Annotated in this window: 10 protein-coding genes; 6 read left to right on the top strand and 4 right to left on the bottom strand. The window is 68.8% G+C overall.

What is annotated here, in order from left to right; translation table 11 throughout:
• The first annotated feature begins 28 nt into the window (after positions 1 to 28).
• The gene (locus I7S92_RS00945) at positions 29 to 2,008 is read left to right on the top strand and encodes an ATP-binding protein (RefSeq protein WP_386003966.1); all 1,980 of its coding nucleotides are present in this window, start codon (positions 29 to 31) and stop codon (positions 2,006 to 2,008) included.
• Here the strand turns inward: I7S92_RS00945 and hemB are convergent.
• Positions 2,002 to 3,003, bottom strand: a complete 1,002-nt coding sequence (gene hemB / locus I7S92_RS00940) for a porphobilinogen synthase (protein ID WP_197641596.1) — start codon at positions 3,001 to 3,003, stop codon at positions 2,002 to 2,004. The two genes, I7S92_RS00945 and hemB, sit on opposite strands and share 7 nt — an antisense overlap.
• A gap of 126 nt (positions 3,004 to 3,129) precedes the next feature.
• Between hemB and I7S92_RS00935 the strand changes: the two genes are divergently transcribed.
• Both I7S92_RS00935 and mfd read left to right on the top strand, forming a co-directional pair.
• Positions 3,130 to 3,654 (top strand): component of SufBCD complex, encoded by a 525-nt coding sequence (locus I7S92_RS00935; protein ID WP_197641595.1) that lies wholly within the window; start codon positions 3,130 to 3,132, stop codon positions 3,652 to 3,654.
• A 6-nt stretch (positions 3,655 to 3,660) separates the two neighbouring features.
• Positions 3,661 to 7,107, top strand: coding sequence for a transcription-repair coupling factor (gene mfd, locus I7S92_RS00930; RefSeq protein WP_197641594.1), 3,447 nt, complete (start codon positions 3,661 to 3,663; stop codon positions 7,105 to 7,107).
• Here the strand turns inward: mfd and I7S92_RS00925 are convergent.
• From I7S92_RS00925 to I7S92_RS00915, 3 genes are read right to left on the bottom strand one after another with little or no spacing between them, the layout of a single operon-like run.
• Complete coding sequence (locus I7S92_RS00925) at positions 7,104 to 8,261, bottom strand: MFS transporter (RefSeq protein WP_197641783.1); 1,158 nt, start codon at positions 8,259 to 8,261, stop codon at positions 7,104 to 7,106. The two genes, mfd and I7S92_RS00925, sit on opposite strands and share 4 nt — an antisense overlap.
• A 38-nt stretch (positions 8,262 to 8,299) precedes the next feature.
• Entirely contained in the window at positions 8,300 to 8,935 is a 636-nt protein-coding gene (locus I7S92_RS00920; protein WP_197641593.1) for a DsbA family oxidoreductase, read from the bottom strand.
• Entirely contained in the window at positions 8,932 to 10,434 is a 1,503-nt protein-coding gene (locus I7S92_RS00915) for a class I adenylate-forming enzyme family protein (RefSeq protein ID WP_197641592.1), read from the bottom strand. The genes I7S92_RS00920 and I7S92_RS00915 overlap by 4 nt, the downstream gene beginning before the upstream one ends.
• Before the next feature lie 65 nt (positions 10,435 to 10,499).
• Between I7S92_RS00915 and I7S92_RS00910 the strand changes: the two genes are divergently transcribed.
• From I7S92_RS00910 to I7S92_RS00900, 3 genes are all read left to right on the top strand, one after another.
• Positions 10,500 to 11,123: a helix-turn-helix domain-containing protein gene (locus tag I7S92_RS00910; protein WP_197641591.1), complete on the top strand. Its 624-nt coding sequence runs from the start codon at positions 10,500 to 10,502 to the stop codon at positions 11,121 to 11,123.
• 79 nt (positions 11,124 to 11,202) lie between these two features.
• Positions 11,203 to 11,943 carry a metallophosphoesterase family protein gene (locus I7S92_RS00905; RefSeq protein ID WP_197641590.1) on the top strand — a complete coding sequence of 247 codons (741 nt, stop codon included), beginning with the start codon at positions 11,203 to 11,205 and terminating at the stop codon, positions 11,941 to 11,943.
• A 4-nt stretch (positions 11,944 to 11,947) separates the two neighbouring features.
• Positions 11,948 to 13,357, top strand: coding sequence for a bifunctional serine/threonine-protein kinase/universal stress protein (locus I7S92_RS00900; RefSeq protein ID WP_197641589.1), 1,410 nt, complete (start codon positions 11,948 to 11,950; stop codon positions 13,355 to 13,357).
• The last annotated feature ends 1 nt before the right edge of the window (position 13,358 follow it).

Here is a 13,358-nt window from a genome sequence, read left to right as displayed (position 1 = left end):
CGTGCTGGTCGCCTCGGGGCTGGCGCTGATCGCGGTTGCGGGCTTCTCGGCGCCGGGCGACAGCGCCGGGCTGGCGCTGATCGGGCTGACGCTGACGCTGGCAAGCCTGGTCGTGGGCGCGGTGATCTGGCAGCGGACCGCCGACAGCCGGGCCGAACGGGTGCGCGCCTTCAGCCTGGTCGCCGACGATGCCGCCCCCTGTTTCATGACCGATGCCGAGGGCGTGCTCCTGTTTCGCAACCAGGTGGCCGAGGCGGCCTATGGCCCGGATGCGCACAGCCTTCTGGCGGTGCTGGGCAACCGGGTGGTGGATCCGGCGGCCCTGCTTTACCGGCTGCAGAAACGCGCCGGGGCCGAGGGGGCGGCGCGGCAGGACATCGCGGCCCGGGACGGCGCGTTGCGGGTCAGTGTGCACCTGTCGGGCGCGGATCACCTGTTCTGGCGGATCGACCATTTCGGCGAGGCGCCGACGATCCTGAACCTGACCGAGCCGGTGGAGCGGCCGAAGGGCGGCGGCACGGATCTCGAGGACGTCCCGGTGGCGCTGATGGTCTTCGGACCGGACGGGGTCTTGCGGGTGGCGAACCGGGCCGCGCGCGACCTGATGTGGCAGGGCGAGCTGCGGGCCGCGATGTTCCACGACATCTTCGAGGGGCTGGGCCGCCCGGTCTCGGACTGGCTGGCCGATGTGGTCGCGGGGCGCCATCCCGGCGGGGCCGAGGTCCTGCGGGCGCGGCGGGCGAGCGAGGAGAGCTATCTGGAGGTCACCCTGCGGCGCTATGTCGATGGCGGGCGGGTCGGCGCGCTGGCGGTGCTGAACGACGCGACGCGGCTGAAGACGCTGGAGGCGCAGTTCAACCAGAGCCAGAAGATGCAGGCGATCGGCCAGCTGGCGGGCGGGATCGCGCATGATTTCAACAACCTCCTGACAGCGATCTCGGGACATTGCGACCTTCTGCTGTTGCGCCATGGCCAGGAGGACCCGGACTATGCCGATCTCGAGCAGATCCGGCAGAACGCCAACCGCGCGGCGGCGCTGGTGGGGCAGCTTCTGGCCTTCTCGCGCAAGCAGACGCTGAAGCCCGAAAGGCTGGATCTGCAGGATGTTCTGGCGGACCTGACCCATCTTCTGAACCGGCTGGTGGTGGAGCGGGTCGGTCTGACGCTTGCCCATCGCGGGCAGGAGCTGGGCAAGGTCCTGGGCGAGATCCGGGCCGACAAGCGGCAGCTGGAGCAGGTGCTGATCAACCTGGTGGTCAACGCCCGCGACGCGATGCCGAACGGCGGCAGCATCCGCATCGAGACCGAGCCGGTCACCCTGGCCGAGCCGCTGAAGCGCGACCGCGCCTCGGTTCCGGCGGGGGATTATTCGGTGATCCGGGTGATCGACACCGGCATCGGCATCGCGCCCGAACAGATCCAGCACATCTTCGAGCCCTTCTATACCACCAAGCGGGTGGGCGAGGGGACGGGGCTGGGTCTTTCCACCGCCTATGGCATCGTCAAGCAGTCGGGCGGGTACATCTTCGTCGATTCGGTGCTGGGCGTTGGCACGACCTTCACGCTTTATTTCCCGGTCAGCGACGGCGGCGAGCACGAGCTTGCGCCCGAGGCCCAGGTCCGCCGCCTGCCCTCGCGCCAGGGCGAGGGGGTGGTGCTGCTGGTCGAGGACGAGGCCCCGGTCCGCGCCTTCGCCAGCCGCGCGCTGCGGCTGCGGGGCTATACCGTGCTGGAGGCCGCGAATGCCGAGGAGGCGCTGAAGACGCTGGAGGACCCGCGGCTGGAGGTCGATGTCTTCGTCACCGACGTGGTGATGCCGGGGCTGGACGGCCCGTCATGGGTGAAGCAGGCGATCGAGCGGCGGCCGAACGTGCGGGTGGTGTTCGTCTCGGGCTATGCCGAGGACGCGTTGAGCGAGGACCAGTCGCGCATCCCCAATTCGGTCTTCCTGCCGAAGCCCTTCAGCCTGAACGAGCTGACCCGGACCGTGCAGGGCCAGTTTCACTGATGGCGCAGAAGCCGGGCGACCTCGGGGGCGAAATAGGTGAGGATGCCGTCGCAACCGGCACGCTTGAAGGCCAGGAGGCTTTCGAGCATCGCCTTCTCGCCGTCGATCCAGCCGTTCAGCGCCGCGCCCCGGATCATCGCATACTCGCCCGAGACCTGATAGGCGAAGGTCGGCGCGCCGAAGGTCTGCTTCACCGCCGCGCAGATGTCGAGATAGGGCATCCCCGGTTTCACCATGACCATGTCTGCGCCCTCGGCCAGGTCGCGGGCCACCAGGCGCAGGGCCTCGTCGCGGTTGGCGGGGTTCATCTGGTAGGTCTTCTTGTCGCCTTTCAGCGCCCCCGTCGCGCCTACCGCGTCGCGGAACGGGCCGTAGAAGGCAGAGGCGTATTTCGCGGCATAGGAGAGGATCGAGACGTCCTTGTGCCCCGCGCCCTCCAGCGCCTGGCGCATGGCAAGGATGCGGCCATCCATCATGTCCGAAGGGCCGAGGATGTCGGCCCCGGCCTCGGCCTGCACCAGCGCCATCTTGACCAGGGCCTCGACGGTTTCGTCGTTCAGGATGACCCCGTCAACCACCAGCCCGTCATGGCCATGCGCGTTGTAGGGATCGAGCGCCACGTCGGTCATCACCGCGATCTCCGGCACCTGCGCCTTGATCGCGCGGATCGCCCGGTTGGCCAGGTTCTCGGGATTCCAGGCCTCGCGGCAGTCGGCGGTCTTCTTCGCCGGGTCGGTATAGGGGAAGAGGCAGATCGCCGGGATGCCGAGATCGGCCGCCTTCGCCGCCGCCTCGACCACCAGGTCGACCGAAAGACGCTCCACCCCCGGCATCGAGGCGACAGGCTCGCGCAGATTGGCGCCGTCGCGGACGAAGACCGGCCAGATCAGGTCCTTGACGGAAAGCCGGACCTCCTGCGTGAGGTCGCGCAGCGCGGCGGTGCGGCGGGTGCGGCGGAACCGGGCAAGGGGGAAGGGGGCTGAGGCGGGCAGCATCGGCTGACTCCTTTGGCGGGATGGCAAGGCAGGGCTTGCGACTTCGGGTTCTGCCTGCCATGGAATTGGCATCGCCTCAAGTGCGCGAATGTCACTGGCAGGCAAGGAAAGGGACTGGCGCGGCTCGTGGAAGTTCTGGATACGATTTTCGAAGTCATCGACATGCGGTCCTTCTCGAACCTCTGGTTCTGGATCGCGCTCGCGGTCATGTGGTCCTCGACCAGCCACTGGGTGCTGGGGATACCGCATGACATGATCCAGCGCGCAAGGCGCGAGGGCGGGCAGGCGATGGAGGATGTCGAGGACCTGGCCCGGATCAACACCGGGCGGATCCTGAGCATCGTCGATCAGGGCGCGCTGATCCTGACGGCTCTGGGCTGCTTCTGGCTGACCGTCCTGGCGGGGCTCGGCTTCTGGTACGACGTGGAATTCGCCCAGGCGCTGTTCCTGCTTTCCTTTCCGATGTCGCTTGTCGTCTGGCTGAGCATCCGCGCCAGCCGGCGGATCAATGCCGGCGAGAACCGGGACGCGGCGCTCTGCCGCCGCCTGACCATCCACCGCCGCTGGACGCAAGGCATCGGCATGGTGGCGATCTTCGTCACGGCGATGTATGGCAGCTGGCAGAACCTGAGCGTTTCCATCCTGCACTGAGTGCCCATGCCAGCCGAACGCATCATCCTGGGCGGCGCGCCCGAGGGGTTTGACGCCCGCCTTCTGGCCCGCGAACTGGCGCGGGGCCGGACGGTGATCCATGTCGCGCGCGACGACAAGCGGCTGGAGGCGATGCGCGCCGCGCTGGCGGTGATGGCGCCCGAGGTGGCGGTGCTGGATTTTCCGGCCTGGGACTGCCTGCCCTATGACCGGGTGAGCCCGAACCCCGAGATCAGCGCCCGGCGGATGGCGACGCTGTCGGTGCTGGCCGAGGGGCTGAAGGCGCCGGTCGTGGTTCTGACCACGCTGAACGGCGCGATTCAGAAGGTGCCTGCGCGCGAGGTGGTCCACGCCGCCTCGTTCCGGGCCACGGTGGGCGAGCGGGTGGACGAGGCCCGGCTGAAGGGGTTCCTCGCGCGGATGGGATTCTCGCCGGTCTCGACGGTGGCGGAGCCCGGCGATTATGCGCTGCGCGGCGGGATCGTGGACATCTACCCGCCGGGTCCGGGCGGGCCGATCCGGCTGGATTTCTTCGGCGACGTGCTGGACGGGGCGCGCCGCTTCGACGCGGAAAGCCAGCGCACGATCGAGAAGCTGAAGCGGGTGGATTTCTCGGCCGTGTCGGAGATCGTGCTGGACGAGGCGGCGATTGCCCGCTTCCGGCAGAACTACCGCATCGCCTTCGGCGCGGCGGGGACCGACGATCCGCTCTACGAGGCGGTGAGCGCGGGGCGCAAGCACCAGGGGATGGAGCATTGGCTGCCCTTCTTCCACGAGCGGCTGGAGACGCTGTTCGACTACCTGCCCGAGGCCAGCGTCATGCTGGACGACCAGGTGACGCCGATGCGCCTGGCGCGCTGGGAGGCGATCGACGACAGTTACGATGCGCGCCATGAGGCGATGGGGGCCAAGGGGCGGATCGACACGGTCTACAAGCCGGTGCCGCCGGAGGAACTGTATCTGGACGATGCCGCCTGGGAGGCGGCGGTGGCGGAGCATCGGGTGGTGCAGCTTTCGCCGCTGGCGCAAAGTCCGGGGCCGGGGGTGCTGGACGCGGGCGCGCGGGCGGGGCGGAATTTCGCGCCCGAGCGGCAGCAGGAAAAGATAAATCTTTTCGGCGCTTTGGCGGATCATGTTCGCGCGCTTTCCCGTGAGGCGCAGGTGGTCCTTGCCAGCTGGTCCGAGGGCGCGCGCGAGCGGCTGACGGGTCTTCTGGCCGACAACGGTCTGGCCGGCGCGAAGGAGATCGCGGATTTCCGCGAGCTGCCCGAGGGCAAGGGCGGGCTTTACCTCGTGGTCTGGCCGCTGGAGGCCGGGTTCGTCGCGCCGGGGCTGGCGGTGATCAGCGAGCAGGACGTTCTGGGCGACCGGATGGTCGGCAAGCCGCGCCGCAAGCGCAAGGCCGAGAATTTCCTGCGCGAGGTCGATACGCTGTCCCCCGGCGACCTTGTGGTGCATGTCGAACATGGTGTCGGCCGCTACCTGGGGATCGAGACGATCACCGCGCTTGGCGCGCCGCATGCCTGCGTGGCGCTGGAATATGCCGAGAACGCAAAGCTTTACCTGCCGGTGGAGAATATCGAGCTTCTCAGCCGCTATGGCCATGAGGAGGGCCTGCTCGACAAGCTGGGCGGCGGGGCCTGGCAGGCGAAGAAGGCCAAGCTCAAGGAACGGATCAAGGAGATCGCCGACCGGCTGATGCGCATCGCCGCCGAACGCGCCCTGCGCCACGCCCCGATCCTCGAGGCACCCCATTCCCTCTGGGAGGCTTTCGCGGCCCGCTTCCCTTATCAGGAGACCGACGACCAGCTGGCCGCCATCGCCGACGTGGTGGCGGATCTGGAGAAGGGCAGTCCGATGGACCGGCTGATCGTCGGCGACGTGGGCTTCGGCAAGACCGAGGTCGCGATGCGGGCGGCCTTCGTGGCGGCGCTTGCGGGAATGCAGGTCGCGGTGATCTGCCCGACGACGCTGCTGGCGCGCCAGCACTATCGCAGCTTTGCCGAGCGGTTTCGGGGATTTCCGCTTTCCGTCAAGCCCTTGTCGCGGTTTGTTTCAGCGAAGGACGCCAACGCCACGCGCGCCGGGATGGCGGATGGCAGCGTGGATATCGTCGTCGGCACCCATGCGCTTCTGGCCAAGGGCGTGACGTTCAAGCAGCTTGGCCTTTTGATCATCGACGAGGAGCAGCATTTCGGCGTCGCCCACAAGGAGCGGCTGAAGGAGATGCGCTCGGAGGTCCATGTGCTGACCCTGACCGCGACGCCGATCCCGCGCACGCTGCAACTCAGCCTGACCGGGGTGCGGGACCTCTCGATCATCGCGACGCCCCCGGTCGACCGGCTGGCGATCCGAACCTATGTCAGCGAATTCGACGGCATCACGATCCGCGAAGCGCTTCTGCGGGAACGGTTCCGGGGCGGGCAATCCTTCTATGTGGTGCCGCGGATCTCGGACCTGCGCGAGGTCGAGGAGTTCTTGGCCTCGCATGTGCCCGAGGTGAGCTACGTCATCGCCCATGGCCAGATGGCGGCCGGAGAGCTGGATGAGAGGATGAACCAGTTCTACGACGGCAAGTATGACGTGCTGCTGGCGACGACGATCGTTGAAAGCGGTCTGGATATTCCGACTGCAAACACGATGATTGTCCACCGCGCGGACATGTTCGGGCTGTCGCAGCTGTATCAGATCCGGGGCCGGGTCGGGCGGTCCAAGACGCGGGCCTATTGCTACCTGACCACGAAGCCGCGCGCGCCGCTGACGCCGCAGGCGGTGAAGCGGCTGCGGCTTCTGGGCAGCCTCGATTCCCTGGGTGCCGGGTTCAACCTGGCCTCGCATGACCTTGACCTGCGGGGGGCCGGGAACCTTCTGGGCGAGGAGCAGTCGGGCCATATCAGGGAAGTCGGCTACGAACTGTACCAGCAGATGCTGGAAGAGACGATTGCGCGGATAAAGTCGGGCGAGTTGCAGGGTTTGTCCACGATTTCAGATGATTGGAGCCCGCAGTTGAACCTTGGGGTTCCGGTGATGATCCCCGAGGACTATATCCCCGATCTCGACATCCGGCTGGGGCTTTACCGGCGGCTCTCCTCGCTGACGACGAAGGTCGAGCTGGAGGGCTTCGCGGCCGAGCTGATCGACCGTTTCGGCCCGCTGCCGAAAGAGGTCAACACGCTGATGCTGATCGTGCGGATCAAGGCGATGTGCAAGCGGGCGGGGATCAGCCGGCTGGATGCGGGGCCCAAGGGGGCGACCATCGCCTTCCACAACGACAAGTTCGCCAATCCGGCCGGGCTGGTCGATTTCCTGAAGGCGCAGGGCCCGGCGGCCAGGGTGAACGGCAACCGGATCGTGCTGACGGGCGAGATGAAGTCCGAGGCGGACCGGATCAAGGGCGCGTTCAACATCGCCCGCGACCTGGCCGAGATCGTGCGGGCCGGGAAGAAGGCCTAGTCCCGCGCCTCGCCCAGGGCTTTCAGCGACAGGAGCAAGGCCAGCCCGATCAGTACCGCCACGCCGACCAGAAGCGGGACGGCGCTGCCGTCGAAGGCCAGCCCGACCGGGATCGCCAGGAGAACGGAGCCGACCGTCCCAAGCGCCGAGATGACCGAGGCGGCGAGGCCGGCGATATGGCCTACCGGCTCCATCGCCAGGGCGTTCAGGTTGCCCATGGTCAGGCCCATCATCGCGAAAAGGCCAATCGCCCAAGCCACTTGCACGGCGAAGGCGAGATTGCCGTCAAGCATGCCGAGCAGCACCAGCGCCGCGAGCGTGAGGCCCAGTTGGGCTGCATAGGTGGCCCGGACCACACGGCGCATGCCGAGGCTCATCACGACCCGGCTGTTCAGGAAACTGCCGGACATCGAGGCGACGGCGATCAGCGCGAACCAGAGCGGGAAACTGTCGGCGCGGTGGTGCACGGTCTCGAAGATCGGCTGGATCGAGGAGAGCGTGGCGAAAAGCGCGCCCAGCGTCAGGGCCTGGAGGAGGATCGAGACGAGGACGATACGGTGGCGGCCAAGCTCACGCGTTGCGGCGACCAGGCTGCCGAGATGCAGCGCCCGGCGGCGGGCGGGGGGCAGCGTCTCGGGTTGGCGCAGGCCGAGCCAGAGCATGGTGAAGCCGGCGAATGCGATGAGGGCGAGGAAGATCGCCTGCCAGCCGGCCAGAGCGATGATGCCCTGGCCCATCAGCGGGGCTATGGCGGGGACGGCGGTGAAGACCATCATCACGAAGCTCATCAGCCGCGCCATCTCGCGCCCGGCGAAGAGGTCGCGGATCATGGCAAGCGAGACGGTCCGGGGGGCGGCGGCGCCGATGCCCTGGACCAGGCGGGCGACAAGCAGGCTCTCCAGCGTGGGCGCGAGGTAGCAGGCCACCCCGGCCAGCGCGAAGACGCCCGCGCCGGCCATGATCACGGGCTTGCGCCCGAAACGGTCGGAGAGCGGGCCGGTGAACAGCGTGCCCATCCCCATGCCGAGGACGAAGCTGGTGATGACCAGTTGCGCGGCGTTGGGCGCGCCGGGCGAGAGCGTGGCGGCGATCCGGGGCAGGGCGGGCAGCATCGCGTCGATCGACAGCGCGATGGTGGCGAAGAGCATCGCCATCAACGCGACGAATTCGGTCTGCGACAGGGGTTTGTCGGTCAATTCCCGTGCCCGGCCAGTTCCTCGATCACCTGGCCCCAAAGCTCGGGCGGCTGGGCGCCGGTGACGACATATTGCTGCGCGACGAGGAAGGTCGGGACCGAGTTCACCCCCTTGGCGCGGGCATCGGCATCGCGGGCGGCGATGTCGGAAGCATCGGCGTCGGAATTCAGGAGGCGCAGGGTGGCCTCGTGGTCCATCCCCGTCTCGGCCGCGATGGCGGCGAGGGTCTCGGCATCGCCGATGTCGCGACCCTCTACCCAATAGGCGCGCATGAGGGCGGCGACGACGGCGTCCTGGCGGCCCTCGATCCCGGCCCAGTGGATCAGGCGGTGGGCGTTCAGCGTGTTCGGCATCCGCTGCGGCTTGTCCGGGTCGATCTCGACCCCGGCCGCGCGGGCGACCTCGCGCAGGCGCTCGTGCACGGCATCGACGCGGGCCTTGCCGCCGAACTTTTCCTCGAGCCAGGCGCGCTTGGCGACGCCTTCGGGCGGCATGTCGGGGTTCAGCTGGAACGGATGCCACTGGATCTGGAACGGATGCGCTGGGTTGGCGGCAAGCGCCCGGTCCAGGTTGGCCTTGCCGAGATAGCACCAGGGGCAGACGGGATCGGAGAAGATGTCGAGGCGGATCATGGGTTTGACCTGTGGTAGTGCGCGGCCAGCGCGCGGCGGAGCAGTTTGCCGTTCGCGGTGCGGGGCAGGGTGTCGATATGCTGGTAGTGGCGCGGCTGCTTCCAGCGGGCAAGGGCGAGTTCCGCGCGCTGGCGCAGAACCGCCTCGTCCAAGGCGCAAGGTCCTTCGTAGAAGAGCGCGATGATCCGGGTGCCGGGACCGGGTTCGACCTCGGCGGCGGCGGCGGCGTGAAGGCCGGGAAGGCCCTCGAAGGCGGCCTCGACCTCGGTCGGCGAGACGCGGAAGCCGCCGGCGTTCAGCAGGTCGTCGCGGCGGCCGAGATGGGTGATCGCGCCATCCGCGGCCATCAGGGCCATGTCGCCGGTGCGGAACCAGGGGCCCGGCAGCGGGTCCTCGCCCAGATAGCGGCGCATGAGGCCGGGATCGGTGGTGGCGACGGAAAGCTCTCCGGGCCGGCCGCGGGGGACGGGTTGGCCGTCGTCGTCCAGCAGAGCGACATGGCGGCCGGGCTGGACATAGCCGGCGGTTCCCGACGGGGCGGGATGGGTGGGCGAGCCGGAGATGTAGGTGGAGATCTCGGTCATCCCCAGCGCCTCGTGCACCTGGGTGCAGGTCGCGGCTTCCCATGCGGCGCGGGTCGCTTCGGGCAGGGCCTCGCCGGCGGAAAGCGCGTGTCGGAGGTCGGGAAGCGCGGGGAAGGGCGCGCGCAGCATCTGGCGGAAGACGCCCGGCGCGGCGGCGAAGATCGTGGCGCGGGCGCGGGAGAGAAGGCCGGGCAGGGCGGTCGCGGGCGTGCCGGGGGCCGGGATCAGCGCGGTCGCGCCCAGGGTCCAGGGGTCGAGCAGCCCGGTGCCCAGCGTATAGGTCCAGTTCATCGCCCCGGCATGGAGGAGGCGGTCATCGGGTCCCAGCCCCTCCCAGGCGCCATGCATCGCCTTGCGCGCCAGGATCGCGCGGTGCGCATGGCTGACGGCGGAGGGGCGGCCGGAGGTGCCCGAGGTGAAGATCACATAGGCCTCACGGCCGGGGTCGCCGGGGGTGGGGTCGTGCGGCGGCAGGCTTTCCCACAAGGCAAAGTCCGGAGCCGTGACCGGGGTCTCGCCCTCGGGCAGGGGGATGCCGGGATCGGCGAGGATCAGGCGGGGGGCGACGAGGGTCGCCAGCTTCGTGATCTCGGCCGCGGTCAGGGCGGCGGAGGTCGGGACGGGGACGAGGTCGGCGGCGATGGCGCCCAGGTAGATGATCGGGAAAGCCGGGCCGTTGCCCAGCCGCATCAGCACCCGGTCGCCCGGACGATGACCCTGCGCCAGAAGATGCGTGGCGCAGCCAAGGACCAGGGAACGCAGGCGGGCATAGGTGATGGTCGCGTCGCCTTCGGGGTGCAGCAGGATGAGGGCGGGTTTCTCTCCCAGCGCAGCGGCGCGGGCCAGGACATGGCCCGCCAGGTTGAAGGCGGGCGGGGCGGCCGGATGGGGGCGGGTGTCGACGACGGAAAGCATGGGCCAAGGGGTGGCATTTGCGCGGCGCGGTTGCAAGCGGGGGGCGGCTGGACTATCCGGGAAGGATGCAGCCGATGGACCCCAAGACGATGATCCGCGTCGCCCGCGAAGCCGGGGGCGAGGCGCATGTCGAGCCGGTGAACCTTGGCCCGAGGGTGCGCGAGCTGCGCCGCTCGCTCGGCTGGACGCTGGAGGAGGCGGCAAGCCGGGCGGGGCTGGCGCGATCCACGCTCTCGAAGATCGAGAACGGGCAGATGAGCCCGACCTATGACGCGCTGAAGAAGCTGGCGCAGGGGCTGGCGATCAGCGTCCCGCAGCTTTTCACCCCGCCGTCGAGGACGCAGGTCCTGGGCCGGATGGCGGTGACCAAGGCCACCGAGGGCCTGACGCAGGCGACCGCGACCTATGAGCACGAGCTTCTGGCCCCGAACCTGAGCCGCAAGCAGATGCTGCCCTACCGCGCCACGATCCGGGCGCGCTCGTTCGAGGAATTCGACGGCTGGGTCCGGCATGACGGCGAGGAGTTCCTGTATGTCCTGACCGGGATCGTCCGGCTTTACACCGAATTCTACGAACCCGTGGACCTGCGCCGGGGCGACAGCGCCTATTACGACGCGGCGATGGGGCACAACGTGATCAGCCTGTCGGACGAGGATGCGACGGTGCTCTGGGTCACCTCGCTGGTTTGATTGGGGCTGGTTTGATCTGCCTCATGGCGGCGGTTTCAGGCGGGTCCTAGGGCAGGGCAAGGCTTCGGGGAGGAAGCGGGTGAGGTTTGCGATCCTGACGGACATCCACGCCAACCGCGAGGCCTTCGCGGCGGTGCTGGAGGATGCGGCCACGCGTGGGGCGGGGCGGATCGTGGTGCTGGGCGATGTGGTGGGCTATGGGCCCGATCCGGGCTGGTGCTGCGACAAGGTGGCCGAGTTGCAGGGGCGGGGCGCGATCTGTGTCCGGGGCAACCACGACAACGCCGCCGCCGGCGCGCCCGAGCCGATGTCGCCCCTGGCGAGGCGCGCGATGGACTGGACGAAGGCGCGGCTGAGCGAGGACCAGCGCGCCTTCCTGGGCCGCCTGCCGCTGGTGGCGGAGGAGGGGGATGCGCTTTTCGTCCATGCCTCGGCCAGCAATCCAGAGGCGTTCAGCTACATCACCTCGGACACGCGCGCCGCGCCCTCGTTCCGGGCGACGGGCGCGCGGCTCATCTTCTGTGGGCATACGCATGTGCCGCTGCTGGCCAGCCGGGATCCGGGCGGCGTGGTGCGGCAGCAGGAGTTCAAGGCGAACCTGCCGATCCCGCTTCTGCGCAGCCGGAGGTGGCTTGCGGTGGTAGGATCGGTCGGGCAGCCGCGCGACGGGGTGGCGCAGGCGGGATGGGCGCTTCTGGACACCGAGGCGAACGAACTGACGTTCCGCCGCACGCCCTATGATGTCGCCGGCACGGCCCGGAAGATCCGCGCCGAGGGCCTGCCCGAGGAGTTGGCGGCGCGTTTGTTGACAGGGAGTTGAGTGAATGCCAGTGCGGCCGCATACCGGTTTGGAGATCGACGGTTTCACCCTGGGCGAGAAGCTGCATACCGGCGGCTTTGCGACGATCTGGGAGGTGACGCATCCCGACCAGGACCTGCACATGGTGATGAAGGTGCCCACGATCCTGGACGGCGACGACGGGCCGACGATCGTGGGCTTCGAGGTCGAGCAGATGATCATGCCGCGCCTCTCCGGGCCGCATGTGCCGAAGGTGATCGGGATCGGCGGTTTCGACGTGATGCCCTATATCGTGACCGAGAAGATCGAGGGCGGCAGTTTCCTGGCGGTGTTCCAGCAGGCCCCGCTGCCCCTGTCGGACGTGATCGAGATCGGGGCGCGGATGGTGGCGGCGGTGGCGGACCTGCACCGCCAGCATGTGATCCACCTGGACCTGAAGCCCGAGAACTTCCTGCAGCGCAAGACCGGCGAGATGGTGCTGGTGGATTACGGCCTCAGCCGCCACGACCAGCTGCCGGACCTTCTGGCCGAGGAATTCACCATTCCGATGGGCACCTATCCCTTCATCGCGCCCGAGCAATACCTGCGCTGCCGCGACGATCCGCGCTCGGACCTCTTTGCCCTGGGGGCGATGCTTTACGCGCTGGCGACGGGGCGCAATCCCTGGGGCACGCCGCAAAGATTGCGCGGGGTGAGAAAGCGGCTCTGGCGCGACCCCGAGCCGCCGCGCGCGATCCGGCCCGAGATCCCGGAATGGCTGCAGGAGATCATCCTGCGGGCCTTGTCGGTCGATCCGATGCGGCGCTATCAGACGGCGGCGCAGCTGGCCTTCGACCTGGCGCATCCGCAGCAGGTGACGTTGACCGCGCGGGCGCTGAAGACGCGGCGCGACGGCTGGCTGCAGGTCTGGGACCGCTGGCGCGTGATGCGGAAGCTCCGCCGCTTCGACGCGCCGGTCTCGGTCGCGGCGCAGCTGGCGTCGGTGCCGATCATCGTGGTCGCGGTGGACCTTTCCCCCGAAGGCGAGCGCCTGGCCGAGGTGTTGCGGGCGGCGGTCAAGCGGATGCTGACGATCGAGCCCGACGCCCGCATCGCCTGCGTGAACGTGATCAAGACCGCGCGGATCGGCATCGACCAGGGCACCGACGACCAGGGCAACAACCTGCATGTGATGCGGCTGGTGCAGCTGAAGGCCTGGGCCGAGGGGATCGAACTGCCCGACCACCGGCTGACCTATACCGTGCTGGAAGGCCCCGATCCGGGGCTTGCGATCATCGACTATGCCACCGCCAACCATGTCGACCACATCATGATGGGCGCGCGCGGCTATTCGACCACGCGGCGCTATCTGGGGTCGGTCTCGGCCAAGGTGGTGGCCGAGGCGCGATGCTCGGTCACCGTGATCCGTCTGCCCGAGGAGCGCGCCGCCGCCTGAG

The organism is Tabrizicola soli, assembly GCF_015999335.1.
Lineage (GTDB): Bacteria > Pseudomonadota > Alphaproteobacteria > Rhodobacterales > Rhodobacteraceae > Tabrizicola > Tabrizicola soli.
The sequence above is the reverse complement of the archived record's forward strand: the minus strand, read 5'-3'. Positions and strand labels throughout refer to the sequence as shown.